Genomic DNA, 21,612 nt, shown 5'->3' on the forward strand with positions numbered 1-21,612 from the left:
ACGCGGGGATGGTCCCGTGACCGCGATCAACCCACAGGCTGAACCGTCGTGCTCCCCACGCACGCGGGGATGGTCCCACACCAGGGCTGGTGGGGATCTGGACGTGATTGTGCGCCCCGCGCACGCGGGGATGGTCCCCTTCGCGTGGCCATGAACGGCGGCGTCGTGACGTGCTCCCCGCGCACGCGGGGATGGTCCCTCCGAAGCCACCAGCGCATCGGCCGCCACCTTGTGCTCCCCGCGCAGTCGGGGATGGTCCCAGCGCAGCAAATGCCTGGATGAGGTCCGATGCGTCCCGCCGCGCACGCGGGGCTGGTCGGCCGTCGTCCCCTGCTCGTACCAGCCGGTCAGTTGCGGAGATCTAGAACGGTTGACGGCAGCCGGACCGGGGGCTTATCGGTATGGCTTCGGCGTTCGGTCCAAGGTTTCCACAACGTCCATAGCGGGCGTAACCGCCAACGCCCGGAGAAGTTGCCCTGCACCTGCTGCCGCGTCGCCAAGATGCCCTTCAGTCAAGGACGGCTCCAACCCGCGTTCACGGAGAAGTACGGCTACTTCCTCGATTAGATGATATGGGTTGTAGTACTGGCGTTCATCGCTCATGAGGTTTCTCCTCTACCAGGTTTTGCCCGTAATACGCTCGTAAGCGTCGATATAGCGGGCTCGGGTCGCGTCCACGATCCTTTGGGGAACTTCCGGTGCAGGCGCTTTCTTGTTCCATCCAGTTCCGGCAGCCCAGTCACGAACAAACTGCTTGTCGAACGCAAATTGCGTTCGTCCAGGTTCCCATTCGGCCAACGGCCAGAATCGCGAGGAGTCCGAAGTTAGAACTTCATCGCCGAGCACCAGATTGCCATCTGGATCGCGCCCGAACTCAAGCTTCGTATCTGCGATAATGATGCCGCGCGCAAGGGCTATTTCGGCCCCGCGCTTATAGATGCCAAGCGTGATCCGACGAAGTTCTTCGGCCGTAGCCGTACCCTCCTGTGCTATGACGTCACCGAAGGTAACGAACTCATCGTGTGCGCCAATACTGGCTTTCGTGGTCGGAGTGAAAACTGGTTCGGGAAGTCGTGAACCTTCAACCAAGCCAGCTGGAAGCGGAACGCCTGATATAGAACCGTCCCGTTCGTATTCCTGCAGGCCAAGACCGGCAAGGTAGCCCCGGGCAATGCATTCGATCTGGACCATGTTCAAGCGTCGACACCGAATGGCGCGGCCTTTGAACTCATCAGGCACGTCATTCGCCGAAATGACGTGGTTTGGAACTAGGTCTGCCAGCTGCTCGAACCACCAGAGCGAGAGCTGAGTCAGTATCTTTCCCTTGTCTGGAATTGGTGTGGGGAGAATTACGTCGTACACCGACACGCGGTCTGATGCTACGAGGATGACGTCGCCGTCATCCTCGTAGACATCGCGGACTTTCCCAGAGTGAATCAGCTTCAATGTGCCACCTCTTCCGTTAGTGCGTATTCATATGAGGACCAGCGTTCGCCAATGGTTACGTACTCGCCATATTCAATGACCCCGCCGTCTTGGTCGTACAACCAATTGCGCCCTCGGAGGACCGGCGTTCCAGCTGGGATACCCAGATCGGCAGAATCCTGCTCCGTAGCCGCGTCCGCGCAAAGCTGGTCACGACCCGAGACCGCGATCCGCCCTGTTTGCTCTTGGATATAGCCGGGCGTCCCCTGGATAAGCCGCCCCAAATGAAGGAGCTTGGGTGCAGCCTCGACCAGAGCTCCATCGAACCATGACACAGACGCAGATACCGGCGTCTCTGTGTCTGTGTTCAAGGTGACGCGATGGCGACGGATGACGGGTCCCCCGGTGATCACACCAAGAGCGTTGGCAACTTGTTCGGATGCCGTCACAAGTTCGGCCGACGTGATTCGTGCTGCCTCGTTCGCCGGATAGATCCGCCCGGTACGGCGCATAGATCGGAAGCGATCCTTCGGCGCGGTGTGTTGGCTCTGGATCGTGCTCACGACGGTCCCGATGCCAGGGACTGCCTTCACCAGCCCCTCAGACCGCAGGCCAGCAAGGACCTTGGTAGCCGTGGCAAGCGCGATCCCCCAGTCCTTGGCGATCTGGCGCGCGGAGGGGATGGCTTGGCCGTCCTTGATTGCGCCTGACTGGATCTCTCCCCGGATGTGATTGATGACCTGCACGTATATCGGCTCCTGTCGCTGGATCTTCGGTGGCATGCTGCCCTCCTCGAATCGGTCAGTCGTGCGTTCTAGTACACCGTGCCCCACCAGGGTAGTCCATGTCGCGAGCTGGCAAGAAAGGAGGGGCCTAGAGATGCGTATCAGTTGACGGTGTACTAGAACACAACTTACCTTTCTTACTAGCTGCCGGATGCGGAAGCACACTCAGGCGCCTCGGTGCGCTTCGACGGACGGGCCACGAAAAGACCCTGGCGGGATCGCACCCCGGCCAGGGTCAACCATCGATCAGCTAGGAGACCTCTCGATGTACAACCACGCTACTTCAAGGGACCTTCAATCCGCCCCGGTCCATGGGCTGAACAGCCCCGACGCGGCGCGGGTCTCGGTCGGCCTGGTGCTGGAACTCACCCAGAAGAAGGCCGCCGCTGAGATGGGGAACTTCTCCATGCAGGTGACGGGCGGCCGTTCAGCGGTCACCGGCGAGGACGCGCCAGGCGACGTCGCGACCCTGTACGGCATCGGGACCTCGACTGTGGAACCGAGGTCCTGACCAATGACGAAGGCCAACGCCATTGGACGGTCACCAGCCCTCCTGCTTGGGGCAATCGACCTTCCTGGAAATTCCGGGTCCGTCCCCGCAGCGCGTACCTATGTCCAACAGTTGTTAAGCGGGTTGGACATCGAACGGCTCCATATCGTGTTATTGCTCGTTACCGAGCTGACCGCCAACTCGATCCGCCACTCGGATTCGGGCCGCAACCCTAACGGGCGGGTGAGGGTGGAGGTCACCATCGAGAACGGCGTCATCAACGTCGATGTGACTGATGAGGGATCGGCCACCAGCACACCGCACATACGAGCGCAGACGAACGTGCCAGGTACCGACGGGTACGGGCTACAGCTGGTCGATCGGCTCGCCGACGACTGGGGCCACCACGAAGTGGACGGCGGCCGGGTGGTCTGGTTCCAATCCGACCCGCCGCGGCCCGAGCCGGAGGTACCCGAGAACCCCAGGAGCAGAAAGCGGCCGACCCGGACTGGCATCACCGGCGAGCCTTCGACCGACGGGACCGCCGAACTCGCCTCGAACGGAGGGCTCCCGCACCCGCTCACCCCGCCCACTCACGTGACCGCCCTTGGAACCGGCGGAGGCACGCCTACCCCATCCGCGCAGGCCAAACGAGCACGCGGAGCGCCGATCGCCGTACGCCGTCAAGAGATCATCGACCGGTTGGCCGAACAGATCGCGTCGGGCGAGTTGGCGGAAGGGGCGCGGCTCCCGAGCATTCCCGAACTGGTGGACACCTATGCCATTCCCGGCTCCGCCGCACGCTTCATCCAGCGTGAGCTGCGGGACCGGCGGCTGGTCCGGCTGATGCCGGGCCGCAGCTACCTGATCGGCACCCCTGATGACACGCCTGCGCTCCAACGGGCGCACGTGCAGGATCGGATCACCGAGATCTGCACCCAGCTGGTCGCGAAAATCCGTGGCGGGGAGATCCCCCCGCGCACGCGCGTCGCCTCGCAGCGGCAGCTCATGAAGGACTACGGCGTCTCCCGGTACACCGCCCAGGCGATCCTGGCCCGGCTCCTCGGCCGGGGCTAGGCCTACGAGAACTCCTCCAATGGAGGCGTCTACGCCTCCCCCATCAGCACCTGGCCTCCGCCGGACACCTCGCTCGGTCCACCACTCATCCCCGCCGATCACCTCCCGAAGTGTCAACTTCCCAAAGCCGGAAAGACCCGGCGGCCCGACACCGAATCCACGCCGAACAGACATAGACCCCCACCGTCTGCCCGAGACCGAACGCCTCCTTCCGCCCATCCGGCCGGCCCGGATGGCACCCTCGCCCCGATCCTCGAAGATCGTCGATGGCTGATCGCCTGATGGCCTTCCGCCACTATGACAACCGGCGGCCTGGATGCCTTTCTCCCTGGGGACAGCGATTTCCAGATCATTCGCCTGGGTGATCGCGGAATAGCGAGGAAATTCGCGGGTGACACAGGAAGGAACAGCACTGCCTTCACCTGCGCCGCCGCGCTAAGGCCGACTGGCCTCGATCGTCCTGCCCAGAAATGGTGTCCGACCCTCGCTGTCCAGACGTTGCCTCGTATCCTCGATACGCCCCGCGCCGAGGAGCCACGCCCGAAACACCCTGCAAGCACGCGCGGTGCCCAGCCACCTCAGGCGATACCCCCTACGACCCTCGGCCGCGACGGCCACGACGTCATCCGGTTGGTCACCAGCGAGTCCAGGCGCCTTCCTCGGGTCGACACCACCCTGAACCCAGGACCGCCAAGCCTGATCTGAACCACCTGGAACCGACCAACCGCTCCCAACATGCGGCAACGCCGGCGCACGCTGGGCCAGCGACCATCGATATCCTCTGAGCCTGGGACCCGGCAACCAAGATCAGTTCCACCAATGACCAATGATGTGCGAGATGTCCGATTCTTTGGAAGTGCTCAAAATGCGCCATCTTGACGATTAACCGTGCAGGTCAGCGAGTGTGCTCCCCGCGCACGCGGGGATGGTCCCCAAGAAGATCGGCCCGCTACCGGTCGGCGTGTGTGCTCCCCGCGCACGCGGGGATGGTCCCTGGCCGAGCTGATCGCCACGGAGCCCCCGACGGTGCTCCCCGCGCACGCGGGGATGGTCCACGCCCGGCTGCGGGCCCGGTTGGCGAACGCGGGTGCTCCCCGCGCACGCGGGGATGGTCCGGTCGATTGGGTGGATGAGGACGCTCACGGCGCGTGCTCCCCGCGCACGCGGGGATGGTCCCCGGCAGCCGGCGTACCTGGTTTCGATTGCGGCGTGCTCCCCGCGCACGCGGGGATGGTCCCCACACGAACGGGCGCCGGTTCACGTAGGCGGCGTGCTCCCCGCGCACGCGGGGATGGTCCCGGGCGTGGCGGGTGGTGTTTCACGTCGGCCCGGTGCTCCCCGCGCACGCGGGGATGGTCCGACGTGGATGATCGGAGACGGGATTCCTGAGGTGTGCTCCCCGCGCACGCGGGGATGGTCCCGGATGCTCGACTGGATGACCGGCGAAAACCTCGTGCTCCCCGCGCACGCGGGGATGGTCCCGCCCCGCTCGCCGCGCTCCGACCGCTCATGGAGTGCTCCCCGCGCACGCGGGGATGGTCCTTCTGAGCGGGGGCAGGTCATCGGGGTCCTGCTGTGCTCCCCGCGCACGCGGGGATGGTCCCTGTCACCAGCTTGTCACTACACGCCAGGCCACGTGCTCCCCGCGCACGCGGGGATGGTCCATGAGGCGGTGATCGGGCGCACCGGACGGGGCGTGCTCCCCGCGCACGCGGGGATGGTCCCCATCCGCCATCACCACGTCGTCTCCCTTGTACGTGCTCCCCGCGCACGCGGGGATGGTCCCACCGGCTCGTCGAACGGACCGGCCGTCATCCGGTGCTCCCCGCGCACGCGGGGATGGTCCCAGAGCGCGGCGTGTCGTAAAGCCTATGGAGGCGTGCTCCCCGCGCACGCGGGGATGGTCCCTTGGCCAAGTCCATCGGCTCCTTGCCGATGATGTGCTCCCCGCGCACGCGGGGATGGTCCCCATCCCGACGGGGGCACCTAGCATGCCGCTCGCGTGCTCCCCGCGCACGCGGGGATGGTCCCTGGACGCGGCCCTGGATTCCCTCGAATTTACGGTGCTCCCCGCGCACGCGGGGATGGTCCCTCATCCACGCCATTGCGGTCACCTCAGGCGGGGTGCTCCCCGCGCACGCGGGGATGGTCCCAGGCCAACAACGCCCTGCTGTACCCGGGGTTGGTGCTCCCCGCGCACGCGGGGATGGTCCCAGCTCGCGGCCGTGGTGGGACCAAATGTTGTGGTGCTCCCCGCGCACGCGGGGATGGTCCCGATCCCGCGCCTCCTGCGAGCAGCGCGATCACATGCTCCCCGCGCACGCGGGGATGGTCCCGACCAGCTGAAGGCGAAGAACGCCGCGCTCAAGTGCTCCCCGCGCACGCGGGGATGGTCCCCTCTTTGGCCGAATTGTGAGCCGACTCACTTCGTGCTCCCCGCGCACGCGGGGATGGTCCTGGTGGCGATCGTGTGCGAGTCCGGGGACTGGTGCTCCCCGCGCCCGCGGGGATGGTCCCAGCCATGAGGCAGGGTGCGCACGTGAAAGCAGGTGCTCCCCGCGCACGCGGGGATGGTCCCCCGGACTCCTCGATCCACCAATTGACTGGGCCGTGCTCCCCGCGCACGCGGGGATGGTCCCGACCACGAACACGACGTCGCCGCAGGCGCATTGTGCTCCCCGCGCACGCGGGGATGGTCCCTTCACACCGCGCCTGACCAGCTCTTTCTCGATGTGCTCCCCGCGCACGCGGGGATGGTCCACTGTTGAGAGCGGTCATCAGGAAACCCAGACTCACGGTCGCGTGGGTCCTGCCAGGCGGACACCAGATTCCGGGCCAGCGGTCAACTCTGATGGCCGCCCGCCTGGAGGGACAAAGCCCCGGCGCCGTGGTGATGAGGGCCGTGACGATCGCTTGCGGTGGTTGAGCACCGGTGATGGCTGGGGCGATCGGCGCCGTGTGCCTCCTTCGTCGGCCCACGCCATCGTCGTCGTGGGCTCTCATCTCACGGTAGAGAGAGGCCACGTGCCGGGATGTGAGATGGCCGTCAGCCGTCATGTCACGTGACCATGCACCCAGACCCCGCCGTCCGTGGATCAGGAGAAACTGATGACCGCTAGCACACTGTGTTCGCATCCTTTGAGCGCGCACGCTGTTGTGCTCCCCGCGCACGCGGGGATGGTCCCTGGCCGAAAGCTTTCGCCGTCTTCTCGTACTTGTGCTCCCCGCGCACGCGGGGATGGTCCCCGCGCAGCCGCCAGCACGAGACGGTGGACATGGTGCTCCCCGCGCACGCGGGGATGGTCCCGTCATGGGCGCGAAGCGGATCGACGAGCAGCTGTGCTCCCCCGCGCACGCGGGGATGGTCCCTTTGGGGAACATCCAACATGCCATTAGAGGTAGTGCTCCCCGCGCACGCGGGGATGGTCCCGCATGCGCGTTGGCGCACGTCATCCAGGCGCAGTGCTCCCCGCACGCGGGGGTGGTCCGCCCGGAGGAGGCTGCCGCTCTGGCGCACGTGCGTGCTCCCCGCTCACATGGGGGTCCCTTTCCCCGTTTCGCCCAGAATCGCCGGGGCGGTGCGACGACAGCGCCGCAAACCGCTTCAACCGCACAGGATGTGATAAGCCCGCTGTTCGGCCACTGGCCTCTCTTATCCAACAGAGCGCACCTCTTGATGGATCAAATCCCACCCCTCAGCTAGGTTGATGGGTAGGATTTGATACACGGAGGCAGAGGAGGATCGGACGTTCGAAGTACGGCTGGCGGCCTTGCCGCCCACGTTTACCGCTGCCCAAGCGCGTCGTGCCGGGGTCTCATCCCATGGCCTTGCCCTGCTGGTAGTGGGTGGAAAGCTCGATGAACTGTCGCGAGGGGTCTACCGCCAAGCGGACGCTCCCGAAACCGCTCACCTTGATCTGCTTGCCGTGTGCGCGCGGGCGCCCCGCGCGATCATCTGTGGGGAGTCGGCCCTGGTACTCCATGAGCTCATCGACGACATACCTTCAGCTGTCCACATCGCTGTGGCCCGCGGTAGCCATCGCCCATCGATTTCCTATCCCCCTGTTGTGGTGTCCCAGTACGCGGCCAGCACCTTCGACCTCGGCTGTGAAGAGTTCCAAGCCGCCCCCGGAGAAAAGATTCCCGTGTACAGCGCACCTCGGAGTGTGGTCGACGCGATGCGGCATCGCCATCTGATCGGAGAGAGCTTGGCGCTCTCCGCGCTCGGCCGGTATCTACGCACCCGCGGCGGTTCCGCAGTCAATGAACTTCAAGATATGGCCGAAAGACTGAACGCGATGCCAGTGATCCGTCCAGCGGTCGAGGCGGTGTTGGCCTGATGCCCAACCCGCCCCGTACTAATGTCGCCGGCCAGGTATACAACGACCTACGTGCCCTGGCCCGCCGCGAAGGCCGGTCCACTGACGAGATCATGGTCGAGTACGTGCTCGAACGGTTCCTCTTCCGGTTGGCTGCCTCACCGCTCGGTGGGCGGCACTTCGTCCTCAAGGGCGGCCTGCTTCTGGCCCAGTTCGGCGCCCGCCGCATGACGAGGGACATCGACATTCTTGGTCGTGCTTTTCCCGGCGACGACGCCGAGATCATCCGGCGGATAGCGCGGATAGCCGAAACAGTTGTCGAGGATGGTGTGACCTTTGACCCGACCTCGCTCAGGACAGTACCCATACGCCAAGACGATGAGTATCACGGGCTCCGGCTCTCCATGGCCTCGAACATCGCCCGCGCCCGGTTGAAGCTCCAGCTGGATGTCAGCTTCGGTGATCCGATCACACCCGCACCTCAACTCATCGACTATCCCCAGCAGTTGGCCGGTGGGAGCTTCCAGGTGTACGGATACCCGCTCGCCACTGTCATCGCCGAGAAAGCGGTCACGGCGGTATCCCTGGGCGCTCTCAATACTCGGGACCGGGATTACGCAGACATCTACCGGTTGATCTCGCTCAATAACTTGAACGGTGACGAAATCACCGCCGCGGTCAGCGCCACAGCCGAACACAGGGGCGTGGTTCTTGAACCGCTGAGTTCTCGAATCAGCGATCTACCCGTGCGACGGCAATCCTCGTACTCGGCCTGGATACGACGACAAGGCCCGGCCGGCGCCGCTCACCCGCAGAACTTCGCCGACGTGGCAGATCTTGTCGTCGCGTTCGTGGACCCTGTCGTAGAGGGTCAAGCTGCTGGGCGTACCTGGGAGGCAGAACGCAAAACATGGAACTGAGCCTGGACCCACACCCGCATCGCATCCGAGCGATCTCTGGCCCCCACACACGTAGAGATGGTCCCTGCGCAGTCGAACAGATCAGGGCCCACTGGGTTTCCGTGGCTCGGTAGTCAAGACCTCGTTCAGTTCACCTACGGCCGGATGGTCACGGTGGTCCATGGGGACGGCTCGCAGCACCATACGTCCGGTCTCTATCACATGGTTACTGCGATGGGCCGCCGGAAGGTTGGCGATCAATGCCGCAGCCTGCTGTGCACCTTCACGGATCCCACCTTTAACGACCGTGCACATGGCCCCGTGCAGGGCCACGCCTCCAACATGCGTGCAGCACCGGTGCACGTTAGGCCAGCGCCATCGATATTCTCCGAGCCTGGGGTTCCGGCAGCCAAGGCATGTTCCACCGATGACCAAGAATGTGCGAAATGCCCGCTTCTTTGGAAGTACTCAAAATGCGTCACCTCAATGGCTAACTGTGCAGGTCAGCGAGTGTGCTCCCCGCGCACGCGGGGATGGTCCCGGTCGAGCGCCACACGCCCGGCCGCCAAGGCCGTGCTCCCCGCGCACGCGGGGATGGTCCCGCGGGTGACAGGTTCTCCGGCTTAGCCCATGCGTGCTCCCCGCGCACGCGGGGATGGTCCACCGCGTCGGCGGTGTAGATCCCGGTGCCAGCCGTGCTCCCCGCGCACGCGGGGATGGTCCTCTGGGCGACAAGTACGCGACCCGCTGGCCTTCGTGCCCCTTGCGCACGCGGGGGTGGTCCCGACGACAGCTGTCAGTGCTTGAGGCGCTTGACGCTGGTAACAAATCGAGCGATCTTCCCCTGGTCTGGTGTCAGCCACTCGGCGACGTCAGTGATGACGGCCGCATCGACGTGCTGGGGCGCCTCGTAGTCCGCGGGCGTGGACGGGCCTGTGCCGGAGAAGAACATGTGGTCGTCGGCGTCGTAGACGCGGATGGTGACATCCGGCCGGTGGGCTAGGCCAGCCTGCCACCGCGACAGATCGTCTTCGACGGTCACCTGGTAGTCGCGGCCGCCCTGAAGGATGAGCATCGGCTTGTCCAACGCGGCTGCGGTCGCCACGGGGTCGTAGCCGCGCAGGTCCAGCCAGTACGCTCCCGAATAGCCGAATGGCAGGTCCGCGGTGGGAGTGGCGGCCGACAAGTGGGGGCTGTCGACGAGTGCGGCCTGTCGCGTGATCGCCTCGACGGCGGACTGGGCGGCCGGGCCGGGATTGACCGTGGCGAGATGGCGGACGACGCGCACAGCAGCGTGATGCATGGGCTGGGTATCACCGGCCAGGAGCACCAGGCCAGCCACGGATGGCTCGGCGGCGACGACCCGCGGGGCGACCTTGCCGCCCATGCTATGGCCTGCGACATGCACCCTCCCCGCATCGACGGCCGGGTGGCGCTGGAGCAGGTGGATGGCGGCGACGGCGTGCGGGATGTACTCCTCGCTCATCGTGAAGTCGGGCCTTGCGGCCACCTGCTCGGCGTGCGCGCAGGTCACCTTGTCGAAGCGCAGCACCGCCACGCCACGACTGGCCAGCCCCCAGGCCAGGTCCTTGAGCGGCTTGTTGGGGCCGCTCGTGGCGTCGCGGTCGAACGGTCCGCCGCCGCTGAGCAGCACCACGCCGGGCCATGGTCCGCGCCCGCGCGGCAGGCTGAGCGTGCCGGGCACGGCCAGCGCGCCGGAGCCAACGGTGACCTCGTGCTCGTCGAACTTCTTGCGGCGGGCGTACGGCGGCGGCGTCCATTGCTCGGTTAGCGCGGGCGCGAGCTGCATTCCCTGCAGCAGGCCGGTCTCGTCGACCGACATGACCACCGTCAGCCCGCCGCGTTCGTACGTCACCGGGACGCTCACCTTGACCAGCCCTGCCTTCCCCGATGCGGTCACCCAGCTCCCGGGGGCCGGTTCACTGATCGGCATCCCGACCGCGGAGATCGCCCCGATCCTGGAGATCTGACTCTCCCAGGCGACTTGCAGCGTCTCAGCGGACACCACCGCTCGCAGCGGCGGGGCGAACAACTTCTCGATGTCTGTGAAGCGTCCATTCCGCGCCATCTCGACGACCGCCGTGGCGGTCTCTACCGGATCGGCTCCCATTGCCGCCCCCTGCTTTCTCATTTTTTGAGAAAGGTAGCACAATGTGCAATCGTAGGGGGATGGACCCGTTGGAGCTTCTGGGACACCCGGTACGGCTACGCATCGTGCACGCGATGCGCGGCGGTCGAACACTGACCACTTCCCAGCTGTGCGACCGGATCCCCGAGGTCTCAAAGGCCACCGTCTACCGACACATCGACCTGCTCTCCGCCGGAGGCATCCTCCAGGTCACCGACGAGCGGCGAGTACGTGGTGCCATGGAGCGTCACTACCAACTAAGGCAAGATCGGGCGGTGATCGACACCGCCATGATCGAGTCATTGACCCTGGACGATCACCGGCGCGGATTCGCCGTGGCGATGACCGCGCTGCTCGCCGAGTTCAACGCCTACCTGGACCGGGATCACGCCGACCCGGCGGCAGATCTCGTGGGCTACCGCCAGCACGCCGTCTGGCTCAGCCGAGACGAGCTCCTGGAGATGATCAGTCAACTGCGCCACGCGATCGCACCCCGGCTGGCGAACCCACCCACGCCGGACCGCACGCAATACCTGCTCAGCCCGATCCTGTTCCCGATCGATGAACCACCCGCCGACCCCCAGGCCGGTTGAGATACTGCCGACTCACGCTGCGTGCTGACCATCCTGCTCGGAGAAGCCGTCGTACGCTCAGCGTCCCCGTTGGCCTGGTTCCTGCTGTTCCGGAGTGAGGTCCATCCCCGCGCCTGCGGGGATGGTCCCGGCCAGACGAGCACACCCCGGTCGATCCCCGCGTGCTCCCCGCGCACGCGGGGTGTCAACGGCGGGCCAATCGTGACGCCTTGGCCGCTCTTGGAGATGCATGCGCATCCCAGGAGCGGCCCTCCCCGTATGAAGCGATCAAGAAAAGAGTCTGGCGAGCCTCTGTCCGAGGTCGTGCTAGGCGCCCTTCGTCACAGGGGGCACGGTGTCCTTTGACGTCGGAGTCTTCAGGTTCTGCCCGGATTCATCGTCCCCCGGCCACGGGGGCAGGTCCGGTACCTCGACCGGGTCCGGCCCGCAGTTGGACTGGCAGGGGGGAATGTTGGGCCAGCCTGGGCCTGGGTCTTCCTCGAATTCCCCCGGCCAGGTGGGCTCGTCCGGCAGTTCGACCGGTTCCGGGCAGAGAACCTCGTACGTCTCGCCTGGGTGTCCAGGTATGGGCATCTCGGCACCGCACGGGGGCAGGGCCCCGATGCGGGTCGCTGCGGAACCCGTGGTCAGGAAGGCGGCGATGGCGAGGCCAAGCACGGCGAGCATGGCCAGCGGCCGTCGTCGCGTACGGACCCACGCGGCGCTTGTTGAAGTCATTGACTCCTCCACGATGGATTGTTTCGCTTCGGGCACTGATGCACCCAACGCACCTTTCGATCTCCATAAGATCGTTTTCGCAGCTCGCCGCCCAGAGCCACTCACCTCGAAAGGCGCGGTCAGAGTGGACCCACGGCGGCAACTCCTGGCGGTCGCGTGCCGAACATGAAGCGGTTCGGACCGCCCCGTGCTCAAGCGCATCCCGCGCGGATCTGCGCGCGACTCCGAAGCACAGCACCGAGGCCTCGATGTGGAAGCGAGGGTCCTGATCGATGACGAACGCTAAGCCGTTGGACGATTCACCAGCTCTCCTGCTTGGGGCCATCACTTCCGGAAATACGGCGTCTGTCCGGCAGCGCGTACGTATGTCCAGCAGCTGTTGACTGGACTGGACATCGAAAGAACTCCACATCGTCCTATTGCTCGTCAGCGAGCTGGCCGCCAACGCCACGCAGCACTCGGAATCGGGCCGCAACCCCAACGGGCAGGTGCGGGTGGAGGTCACCATCGAGGATGGCGTCATCAACGTCGATGTGGTCGATGAGGGATCGGCCACCAGCACACCCCACGTGCGGGCGCGGACGGATGTGCCGAGTCCCGACCGATGCGGGCTGCAGCTGGTCGATCAGCTCGCCGACGGCTGGGGCCACTAGGAAAGGACCGCGGCCGGGCCGTACGGTTCAATCCGACCCGCCGTGGTTCGAGCCGGAGGTGCCCGAGAACACCGAGAACGGTGAGCGGGCGGCCCGGGCTGGCATCACCAGCAAACCTTCAACCGGCGGGACGGTCGAACTTGCCTCGAACAACAGGCTCACCGCCCGCTCACCCCGCCCAAGCGCGGTACCGCTCCTGGAACTGGTGGAGGCACACCTTCCCCGTCCCAGCAGGCCAATGGATCGGCGGGGCGTCGATCGCCGTGCGGCGTCAAGAGATCATCGATCGATAGGAGGCGACGCCCGAACACGGCGATCGCCCTGCAAGCACGCGCGGTGCCCAGCCACCTCAGGCGATCACCCCTTACGATCCTCGCCGGCGACGGCCATGACATCATCCGGATGGTCGCCAGCGAGTCCAGGCACCTTCCTCTGGTTGGCACCACCGCGAACCCAGGACCGCTTCGACCAAGCCTTAACACCGGCGCACGCTAGGCCAGCGACCATCGATATCCTCTGAGCCCTGGGACCCGGGCAGCCAAGATAGGTTCCACCAATGACCAATGACCAATGATGTCCGAAATGTTCGATTCCTTAGAAGTGCTCAAAAAGCACCATCTTGACGGTTAACCATGCAGGTCAGCGAGTGTGCTCCCCGCGCACGCGGGGATGGTCCCAGGCCGACTACCTTGAACTGCATCGCGTCCTGGTGCTCCCCGCGCACGCGGGGATGGTCCCCCAAGACGATCAAAGGCCAGAAGGAACAGCCCGTGCTCCCCGCGCACGCGGGGATGGTCCCTTGGCGAGCGTCCCCCGAGAGCACCCAATCTTGTGCTCCCCGCGCACGCGGGGATGGTCCCGAGCCGGACTCCTACGACCACGTACGTGACCTGTGCTCCCCGCGCACGCGGGGATGGTCCCCCACAGGATCTCATCGGCTCGGCATCCTGCCTGTGCTCCCCGCGCACGCGGGGATGGTCCCGGCCGCCAGCTCGGGCAGAAATGCCCACGGCTGTGCTCCCCGCGCACGCGGGGATGGTCCGCGGGTCCCCTGGCTGGAGCGCGGGAGGCTGGCGTGCTCCCCGCGCACGCGGGGATGGTCCGCAGGTGTAGTCGCCACCAGCGATCCCGATCAGGTGCTCCCCGCGCACGCGGGGATGGTCCCACGGCGGGCCTGCGGGAAGAGGTCGGCGTCCTGTGCTCCCCGCGCACGCGGGGATGGTCCCCTGTCCGCGTGCACGGACTCGCGGTGCACGCAGTGCTCCCCGCGCACGCGGGGATGGTCCCCTGTGGCTGAATCCCGCCCACGGGCCAAAGCTGTGCTCCCCGCGCACGCGGGGATGGTCCTTGCATCAGCCTGTCGGGGTCCTTTTCGCGAGAGTGCTCCCCGCGCACGCGGGGATGGTCCCTCGTCGGACGGTTCATGGAAGAACTATGGTGATGAGCACCATACGCTGTGGACATATCGGACATTACGAATTAACAGTCCACCCGAAGGGATAATTTGCCCGCTTCGTCTCGATTCGATAATGATGTTGGAGTTGTCGCAAACATAGCGAGGTGGAAGGTCTTAGATAGCTCTTTGTGATCGACGACACGGTCCGCGGTCGGTTCGCTGATGGAATTTCGGCTTCCGCGCGTACGGTCTGGGCCAAGCACGATCGAGATGCCGATGGGTGGCTGCCGTTATGGCGGCACCTTGCTGACAGTGGTGCTGTGGCGGGGCAACTCTGGGATCATTGGGTTCCCCTTCAAGTGCGGCGAATGATTGCCGATGTTCTTCCTGGCGGGAATGGCGATGCGCGTCGGCTCGTAGTCTGGTTGGCGATGACGCATGATATTGGGAAGGCTACGCCGGCCTTCGCGTGCCAGGTGGAATCACTTGCCGAAGGGATGCGGGCAGTTGGTCTGACGATGCCAGGCTATAAACAACTGCCCGATCGTCGGATTGCTCCGCATGGTTTGGCTGGGCAGGTTCTCCTGCAGGAATGGCTGATCGATCGGCATGGCTGGACTCGGTCTGCCGCACTGCAGTTCGTTATCATTGCTGGTGGACATCATGGAGTTCCGCCGACGAGTGCCGACATCCGCGAGTTGGCCATCCGTCCAGAATTACTGCGCACCTCTGATAGCGCGTCAGTGTGGCGAGACGTACAAGGGGAGCTTCTCGATCGTTGTGCGAAAGTTTGCGAGGTTGGTGATCGCTTCGCTGACTGGCAGGCGGTCAAGCTTTCGCAGCAGGCGCAAGTATTGTTGACCGGGCTGGTCATTGTCGCTGATTGGATTGCTAGTAATCCGGACTTGTTTCCGTACTTTCCCGAAGGGAGGAAAGCGAGCGATGCGGAGCGAGTAGCGGCAGCGTGGCGTGGTTTGAATTTGCCGAACCCGTGGCAGGCGGTGGACCAAGGTGAGGAACCAGCCGAGTTTTTCTCTTCTCGGTTTCGGTTGCCGCCGGGGGCGCGTGTCCGTCCGATTCAGGAGCGTGCGGTTCAGGTGGCACGGGGTATGGCGCAGCCTGGGCTATTGGTGATCGAAGCTCCGATGGGTGAAGGGAAGACCGAGGCGGCCTTGGCCGTCGCCGAGATATTCGCGGCACGTTCTGGAGCGGGGGGCTGTTATGTCGCTCTGCCGACCATGGCCACGGGTAATGCGATGTTTCCACGTCTGCTGGATTGGCTGCGCCGAATCCCGGATGCAGAGCCTGACCGCGGGCCTCGTTCTGTGCTGTTGGCCCACTCCAAGGCGGCGCTCAACGAGGAATACACCGGTCTCGTGCATGCCGGCCGACGGGCGGCACGAGGGATCGAAGCCGATGGGCATGGGGATCAGTGGCGACCGCGCGACGACCGCCGGGTGTCCTCCGCGGAGCTCGTCGCGCATCAGTGGCTTCGGGGCAAGAAGAAGGCGATGCTGGCCTCGTTCGGGGTGGGAACCATCGACCAACTCTTGTTCATGGGCTTGAAGAGCCGTCATCTTGCGCTACGACACCTCGCACTTGCGGGCAAGGTCGTCATCATCGACGAGGCGCATGCCTACGACACGTACATGAACTCGTACCTGGACCGGGTGCTTTCTTGGCTGGGTGCGTATCGCGTTCCGGTTGTGGTGCTGTCGGCGACGCTTCCGGCCGGACGGCGGCGGGAACTTGCCGAAGCTTATGCGGGTGCTGCTGGGGACAGCGCCGCTTTTGCCGACTTGGAGACGGCGGATGGTTACCCGCTGCTGACATCAATCGAACCGGGTGGTCTGCCCATAACGGAGGCTGTGGCGCCTTCGAGCCGGAGCGCGGAGATCAACCTTGAGCGTTTGAGCGATGACCTTGTCGAGCTGGGGAATCGGCTTGCCGAGGAGCTGGTTGAGGGCGGATGCGCGCTGGTCGTTCGCAATACCGTTGGGCGTGTTCTGGAGACCGCTACGTATTTGGGTGAGCGGTTCGGCTTCGATCGAGTCACTGTGGCGCATGCCCGTTTCCTCGACTTGGACCGAGCGGGCAAGGATGCCGATCTGCTCGCACGCTTCGGGCCGCCGGAAAAATGTGCGGGGCGCAGACCTACCGACTTGCACATCGTGGTGGCCAGTCAAGTGGCGGAGCAGTCCCTCGATGTCGACTTTGACCTCCTGGTGTCAGATCTCTGCCCTATTGACCTTTTACTGCAGCGGATGGGCCGGCTCCATCGGCATATGCGCGGCGAGGATCAATGTGACCGTCCGTATCGTCTACGTACGGCGCGGTGCTTGATAACGGGTGCGGATTGGACGGCGGCTCCGGTTGAGCCTGTCAAGGGTTCCAGGCGCATCTACCGGATGCATGCGCTGCTTCGATCTGCCGCTGTGCTGGAGCCGTATTTGGCGGGGACCGCTGAGACCGGTCGTGTCGTGCGGTTACCGCAAGACATCAGTCCTCTTGTCCAACGCGCGTATGGGCCTGACCCAGTCGGTCCCGAAGACTGGCAGGAGGCGATGATTCGAGCATCTGATGAACAGGAGCTTCATCAGCGAGAGCAGGTCAAGAAGGCACGCGACTTCCAGATCAAAGATGTCGGCAAGCCAGGGCGCGCGCTCATCGGCTGGGTGGATGCCGGGGTGGGAGATGCCGATGACACGCGCTCCGGGCGAGCACAGGTTCGCGACGGAGTAGAGGGCCTCGAAGTCTTCGTCGTGCAGCGTCACCCGGATGGAACGTTGGCCACGGTGCCCTGGCTGAGTAAAGGGCGTGGCGGGCGAGAACTGCCAACGGAAGCAGTGCCTGAACCGGGGCTGCAGCGCATCGTGGCTGCTTGCGGGTTACGCCTGCCCTATCAATTCTCGATCCCGGCGACCCTCGATCGGGCGATCGAGGAGCTGGAGGCCGAGTGCATCCCGGCATGGCAGTCCAAGGAATGCCACTGGCTGGCCGGGGAGCTGATTCTCATGCTCGACGAAGATTGTCGGACCCGGCTGGCAGGCTTCGACTTGCATTACTCGCCTGCCAATGGACTGGAGGTGTCCAATGCCGGGTGAACCGGCTCCACAGTCATTTGATTTGACCCGTCGGCCATGGTTGCCGGTGCAGTACAAGAGCGGTGCAGAAGGCGAGTTGTCTCTCCAGGATGTCTTCGCCCGGGCCGGAGAGTTGCGGCGGCTGGTAGGAGATATTCCTACCCAGGAGTTCGCGCTGCTGAGGCTCCTGCTGGCGATCCTGCACGACGCGATCGATGGCCCATGTGACCTCGACGATTGGCAGGAACTGTGGGAGAACGGGCTCCCTGCCGACGTCATCACCGGCTACCTGGATGGCAGCGATCGTTTTGACCTCCTTCACCCGACCAGGCCGTTCTTTCAAACTGCCGGTCTGAACACGGCCACAGGTGAGGTCAGCTCTCTGGACCGTATCGTGGCCGACGTACCCAACGGCGCGCCGTTCTTCACGATGCGCGCCCGCGGCACACAACGGCTGGGCTTCGCCGAAGCGGCCCGATGGCTCGTGCACGCACACGCGTTCGACACCTCGGGCATCAAGACCGGCGCGGTCGGCGACCCCCGGGTCAAGGGTGGCAAGGTGTATCCGCAAGGCGTCGCATGGGCCGGCACGCTTGGTGGAGTCCTCGTGGAGGGCAAAGATCTGCGCGAGACGCTTCTGCTCAACCTCGTCGCCTTCGACACAGACAATCTGCGGATCGATTCCGAGAATGACCGCCCCGCTTGGCGCCGCCCATGCCCAGGCCCGAGTCAGGCGGCACCACTGGAACTGAGCAAACGCCCTGCGGGCATGCGCGACCTCTATACCTGGCAATCGCGCCGCATCCGCCTGGCCTACGACGCACAAGGTGTGTACGGCGTCATCCTCGCCTACGGAGATCCGCTCGCGGCGCACAACAGGCATCAGCACGAACCGATGACGGGTTGGCGGCGAAGTGCCGCGCAGGAGAAGAAACTCGGCCTGGCCCAGGTTTACCTTCCGCGAGAACACGACCCCAGTCGAAGCGCATGGCGTGGACTGGGCGCGTTGATCGCCGGTCGCGCGCAGGGTGCCGACCAGCGCGATGAGGCTGCGGCAATCGTGCGACCTCGAATACTCGATTGGGTGGCGCGCCTAACCGTAGAAGGCCCGCTGCCAGCGGATTTCCCGATCCGCGCCCGACTGTACGGTGCGATCTACGGCACCCAGCAGTCGGTCATCGACGAAATCGTCGATGACGAGATCGCCATCGCCGTGGTGCTGCTCCATGACCGAGACAGGGGCCTGGGCCAGGCCGCCATCGACGGGGTGAGCGATGCGGAGAACGCGGTGACCGTCCTAGGGGACCTCGCCGCTGACCTGGCCCGCGCGGCGGGCGCCGAAAGCGAACCGCCCAAGACCGCGGCCCGGGCGCTCGGCTTCGCGACTCTCGATGGATCGTTCCGAGACTGGCTGGCCGGGCTCCGCTCCGGCGATCTCCCCGAGGAACGGCGAAAGGCATGGCAGCAGCAGGCGCTGCAGCTCATCAAACGGCTGGGAACCGAACTCGTGAAATCAGCGGGAGACGCCGCATGGAGAGGCCGCCTCATCGAAACGCGTAAAGGACACGAACTGTGGCTGACCGCGGCGAGGGCTGACCTGACATTCCATGCCCGTCTACGGAAGGCCCTGCCCATGGCCGTGGAAGACAATCCGACCCGTGGCAGGCGAGACGTCGAAAGCGAGTCGCAGAACGTGGAGGCACCGTCATGACCTCAGCCATGCCAACTGCTCGGCGTCCGATAAGGGACCTGGTCGGCGAGGCCGCAGGAGGTTACGTCACCGAGCTCCAGCAGGGTTACCTGAAGGACCAGAGCGGAGCCGTCGCGGCTCTGGCCCAGCTCAGACGCGGTGCGGGCAAGCTGCCTCAGGATGTGCCGGATCTATGGGGCATGTTCGGCGCGGAACGCCTGCACAGCGAGCAGACCTTGTCGGAAAGTGACGCGATCAAAGCCGAAGCCGCGCTGTTCCTCGCGGTGACCCTGTATGCGCTGCACCAGCAATCACGGTCCGAACAGAGAATGCATCGCCCAGGAGTCCAGTTGGGCGAGGCGGTGCGCCGCCTCATGCCGGAGGGTTCCATTGACGACACGATTCGGCGCCGCTTCGTCCGAGTAGGAAGCGCCAGCACTCGGGAAGCGCTCGCCTATCGGCTCAGAGAGATCATCTCCCTGTTGCGACGGGAATCGATCCCACTCGACTACGCGCTCCTGGCTCGTCAGCTTTACCAAGCCCAGATTCCGGGCGGAATGCTCCTGGTGCGCCAGAACTGGGGTCTGAGTTTCCACGCCTACCAAGCCGACACCTCCAAAGCCGAGACTCCGTCCGGCGAGGACTCGCCTACCGACAAGGACATCTGATGACGCGGACCATTCTTGAAGTTCACGTGCTCCAGACGGTTCCGCCGAGCTGTCTGAACCGTGATGACACGGGGACCCCGAAGACTGCCATGTACGGCGGGGTACGGCGCGCGCGTGTCTCCAGTCAGGCGTGGAAACGAGCGACACGGCGTGCGTTCCACGACTCGCTGGACCCCAGCGAGTTGGGTGTCCGTACCAGGCGGGTCGCCGAACTTCTGGCTGAGCGAATCTTGGAGCGGGATGGCTCCATCGAGCAGGCCCAAGCGTGGGCCCTGGCCGCCGAGGCCGTTCAGACGGCGACAGGTTCCAAAATCGAGGTACCAAAACGAAAGGCGGAGTCCAAGAGCAAAGAAGGCCCCGAAGCCGCGCCGGAATCCAAGTATCTGATGTTCCTCAGCGCCAGCCAGCTCGATGGCCTGGCCGAGCTCGCCGTCAAGGGACATGGCGCCGGCAAGGACTTCTTCAAGGACAAGGCGACCAAGGATCGCGCCAGGCAAATCGCCAGCAGTCGCCACTCGATCGATATCGCCTTGTTCGGGCGCATGGTGGCCGACGATGCCGACATCAACGTCGACGCGGCGGCACAGGTCGCGCATGCCATCAGCGTGCACCAGGTGGACAACGAATCCGACTACTACACGGCGGTGGACGACTACAAGATCCGGGAGGACGACGATCTAGGCGCGGGCATGATCGGCACCGTTGAGTTCAACTCCGCCACCCTCTACCGGTACGCGGCCGTCGACATCGATCTGCTCCGCAAGAACCTCGGCAAGGGGCTACAAGAAGACGAACCGCTAACCGAGCCCCTCCGCCGAGCGACGGAAGCGTTCGTCGAATGCTTCCTTACCTCGCTCCCCACCGGAAAGCTCAACACTTTCGCTAACCATACGCTCCCCGACGCGGTGGTGATCAAGGTGCGCTCGGCACGGCCTATCAATTTCGTGGCGGCGTTCGAGGAACCCTGCCGCGTTGAACCGGAGATCGGCGGGCACCTGCGCCAAGCGTCCGAGCTGCTGGCCGCCTACATCCCCGAAGTCGAGACGGCGTATGGAATGCCCGAAGACACCCCGACGTGGGTGCTGAGAGTCGGAAAGAACACCGAAGCGCTCTCCGACCTTGGTCGTGAACTGCCGCTCGGGGAAATGGTGGCTTCGATCGGCGCGGAGATCGTCCGGCGGCAGGGTGGGGCATGAGCGTTCTGCTTATGCAGCTCGCTGGGCCTTTACAGTCCTGGGGAGCTTCCTCGCGCTTCGCCCGGAGGACCACGGAATCTGCACCCACCAAAAGCGCAGTGGTCGGATTGCTGGCTGCGGCGCTGGGGCGGCTACGGTCTGACGATATCTCTGATCTCTCCGGTCTTCTCTTCGGCGTACGCGTCGATCAGCGTGGCACCCTGCTTCGCGATTTCCACACCGCGCACCGGTTCGTCAGCGGGGACGCGATGCCCGTCTCGGAGCGTTTCTACCTGGCCGACGCCGTTTTCGTAGCGGCGGTCGAAGGCGAGAAGGACCTCATCGAACAATTGCACCAGGCGCTCCGTAGGCCAACCTTTCTTCCCTACCTGGGACGACGTTCCTGCCCACCCACCCGCCCGATCGATCTGGGTGTCCACCACGATCGGACACTTGAAGAAGCTCTTCGTCAGGAAGAGTGGCGGGCCTCGCG

General features: G+C 65.0%; 15 protein-coding genes and 4 CRISPR repeat arrays. Of the genes, 11 read left to right on the forward strand and 4 right to left on the reverse strand.

The window, feature by feature from the left end; all coding sequences use genetic code 11:
- Nucleotides 1-615 precede the first annotated feature (615 nt).
- Together Amac_RS33635 and Amac_RS33640 are read right to left on the reverse strand one after the other, a co-directional pair.
- Nucleotides 616-1,446, reverse strand: coding sequence for a phosphoribosylaminoimidazolesuccinocarboxamide synthase (locus Amac_RS33635; protein WP_155358450.1), 831 nt, complete (start codon nt 1,444-1,446; stop codon nt 616-618).
- Nucleotides 1,443-2,207, reverse strand: coding sequence for a GntR family transcriptional regulator (locus Amac_RS33640; RefSeq protein ID WP_155358451.1), 765 nt, complete (start codon nt 2,205-2,207; stop codon nt 1,443-1,445). The genes Amac_RS33635 and Amac_RS33640 overlap by 4 nt, the downstream gene beginning before the upstream one ends.
- Before the next feature lie 268 nt (nt 2,208-2,475).
- On the opposite strand from Amac_RS33640, the gene Amac_RS33645 reads away from it, so the two are divergent.
- The 4 genes from Amac_RS33645 to Amac_RS33660 all read left to right on the forward strand — a co-directional run bounded on the left by Amac_RS33645 (nt 2,476) and on the right by Amac_RS33660 (nt 9,016).
- Nucleotides 2,476-2,721: a hypothetical protein gene (locus Amac_RS33645; protein WP_155358452.1), complete on the forward strand. Its 246-nt coding sequence runs from the start codon at nt 2,476-2,478 to the stop codon at nt 2,719-2,721.
- Nucleotides 2,722-2,724: 3 nt separating this feature from the next.
- The gene (locus Amac_RS33650; RefSeq protein ID WP_155358453.1) at nt 2,725-3,777 is read left to right on the forward strand and encodes an ATP-binding protein; all 1,053 of its coding nucleotides are present in this window, start codon (nt 2,725-2,727) and stop codon (nt 3,775-3,777) included.
- Nucleotides 3,778-4,681: 904 nt separating this feature from the next.
- Nucleotides 4,682-6,538: direct repeats of the CRISPR family, unit length 28 nt; unit sequence GTGCTCCCCGCGCACGCGGGGATGGTCC.
- A gap of 395 nt (nt 6,539-6,933) precedes the next feature.
- A CRISPR array of direct repeats spans nt 6,934-7,206; the repeat unit is 28 nt; unit sequence GTGCTCCCCGCGCACGCGGGGATGGTCC.
- Between the two features lie 413 nt (nt 7,207-7,619).
- Nucleotides 7,620-8,117, forward strand: coding sequence for a type IV toxin-antitoxin system AbiEi family antitoxin domain-containing protein (locus Amac_RS33655; RefSeq protein WP_218041445.1), 498 nt, complete (start codon nt 7,620-7,622; stop codon nt 8,115-8,117).
- Complete coding sequence (locus tag Amac_RS33660) at nt 8,117-9,016, forward strand: nucleotidyl transferase AbiEii/AbiGii toxin family protein (protein WP_155358455.1); 900 nt, start codon at nt 8,117-8,119, stop codon at nt 9,014-9,016. Before Amac_RS33655 ends, Amac_RS33660 begins: the two co-directional genes overlap by 1 nt.
- 490 nt (nt 9,017-9,506) lie before the next feature.
- A CRISPR array of direct repeats spans nt 9,507-9,779; the repeat unit is 29 nt; unit sequence CGTGCTCCCCGCGCACGCGGGGATGGTCC.
- A 12-nt stretch (nt 9,780-9,791) separates the two neighbouring features.
- On the opposite strand, the gene Amac_RS33665 is transcribed toward Amac_RS33660, so the two are convergent.
- A complete protein-coding gene (locus Amac_RS33665) occupies nt 9,792-11,147 on the reverse strand; it encodes an alpha/beta hydrolase (protein WP_246268885.1) in 1,356 nt (451 codons plus the stop codon).
- A 38-nt stretch (nt 11,148-11,185) separates the two neighbouring features.
- Here Amac_RS33665 and Amac_RS33670 point away from each other — a divergent pair, with 38 nt between their 5' ends.
- Entirely contained in the window at nt 11,186-11,737 is a 552-nt protein-coding gene (locus Amac_RS33670; protein ID WP_155358456.1) for a helix-turn-helix domain-containing protein, read from the forward strand.
- 306 nt (nt 11,738-12,043) lie between these two features.
- On the opposite strand, the gene Amac_RS33675 is transcribed toward Amac_RS33670, so the two are convergent.
- Nucleotides 12,044-12,454: a hypothetical protein gene (locus tag Amac_RS33675; RefSeq protein ID WP_155358457.1), complete on the reverse strand. Its 411-nt coding sequence runs from the start codon at nt 12,452-12,454 to the stop codon at nt 12,044-12,046.
- Between the two features lie 383 nt (nt 12,455-12,837).
- Between Amac_RS33675 and Amac_RS33680 the strand changes: the two genes are divergently transcribed.
- From Amac_RS33680 to cas5e, 6 genes are all read left to right on the forward strand, one after another.
- Complete coding sequence (locus Amac_RS33680; protein WP_155358458.1) at nt 12,838-13,107, forward strand: ATP-binding protein; 270 nt, start codon at nt 12,838-12,840, stop codon at nt 13,105-13,107.
- A gap of 648 nt (nt 13,108-13,755) precedes the next feature.
- A CRISPR array of direct repeats spans nt 13,756-14,515; the repeat unit is 28 nt; unit sequence GTGCTCCCCGCGCACGCGGGGATGGTCC.
- A gap of 176 nt (nt 14,516-14,691) precedes the next feature.
- Nucleotides 14,692-17,607 carry a CRISPR-associated helicase Cas3' gene (cas3, locus tag Amac_RS33685; protein ID WP_218041446.1) on the forward strand — a complete coding sequence of 972 codons (2,916 nt, stop codon included), beginning with the start codon at nt 14,692-14,694 and terminating at the stop codon, nt 17,605-17,607.
- Nucleotides 17,597-19,297, forward strand: a complete 1,701-nt coding sequence (gene casA, locus Amac_RS33690) for a type I-E CRISPR-associated protein Cse1/CasA (RefSeq protein WP_155358459.1) — start codon at nt 17,597-17,599, stop codon at nt 19,295-19,297. The genes cas3 and casA overlap by 11 nt, the downstream gene beginning before the upstream one ends.
- Nucleotides 19,294-19,944 carry a type I-E CRISPR-associated protein Cse2/CasB gene (casB, locus tag Amac_RS33695; RefSeq protein WP_155358460.1) on the forward strand — a complete coding sequence of 217 codons (651 nt, stop codon included), beginning with the start codon at nt 19,294-19,296 and terminating at the stop codon, nt 19,942-19,944. The genes casA and casB overlap by 4 nt, the downstream gene beginning before the upstream one ends.
- On the forward strand, nt 19,944-21,140 hold the full coding sequence (cas7e, locus tag Amac_RS33700) for a type I-E CRISPR-associated protein Cas7/Cse4/CasC (RefSeq protein ID WP_155358461.1): 1,197 nt from the start codon (nt 19,944-19,946) through the stop codon (nt 21,138-21,140). Before casB ends, cas7e begins: the two co-directional genes overlap by 1 nt.
- The coding region (gene cas5e / locus Amac_RS33705) for a type I-E CRISPR-associated protein Cas5/CasD (RefSeq protein ID WP_155358476.1) at nt 21,137-21,612 on the forward strand (476 nt) is incomplete at its 3' end. The genes cas7e and cas5e, both read left to right, overlap by 4 nt.

The organism is Acrocarpospora macrocephala (assembly GCF_009687865.1).
GTDB classification, from domain to species: domain Bacteria; phylum Actinomycetota; class Actinomycetes; order Streptosporangiales; family Streptosporangiaceae; genus Acrocarpospora; species Acrocarpospora macrocephala.

Excerpts from the sequence above, each read along its gene's own strand:
- Amac_RS33640 (WP_155358451.1), bottom strand. The coding sequence starts at position 2,207 with ATGCCACCGAAGATCCAGCGACAGGAGCCGATATACGTGCAGGTCATC.
- Amac_RS33645 (WP_155358452.1), top strand. The coding sequence starts at position 2,476 with ATGTACAACCACGCTACTTCAAGGGACCTTCAATCCGCCCCGGTCCAT.
- Amac_RS33650 (WP_155358453.1), top strand. The coding sequence starts at position 2,725 with ATGACGAAGGCCAACGCCATTGGACGGTCACCAGCCCTCCTGCTTGGG.
- Amac_RS33660 (WP_155358455.1), top strand. The coding sequence starts at position 8,117 with ATGCCCAACCCGCCCCGTACTAATGTCGCCGGCCAGGTATACAACGAC.
- Amac_RS33665 (WP_246268885.1), bottom strand. The coding sequence starts at position 11,147 with ATGAGAAAGCAGGGGGCGGCAATGGGAGCCGATCCGGTAGAGACCGCC.
- Amac_RS33670 (WP_155358456.1), top strand. The coding sequence starts at position 11,186 with ATGGACCCGTTGGAGCTTCTGGGACACCCGGTACGGCTACGCATCGTG.
- Amac_RS33675 (WP_155358457.1), bottom strand. The coding sequence starts at position 12,454 with ATGACTTCAACAAGCGCCGCGTGGGTCCGTACGCGACGACGGCCGCTG.
- casA (WP_155358459.1), top strand. The coding sequence starts at position 17,597 with ATGCCGGGTGAACCGGCTCCACAGTCATTTGATTTGACCCGTCGGCCA.
- casB (WP_155358460.1), top strand. The coding sequence starts at position 19,294 with ATGACCTCAGCCATGCCAACTGCTCGGCGTCCGATAAGGGACCTGGTC.
- cas7e (WP_155358461.1), top strand. The coding sequence starts at position 19,944 with ATGACGCGGACCATTCTTGAAGTTCACGTGCTCCAGACGGTTCCGCCG.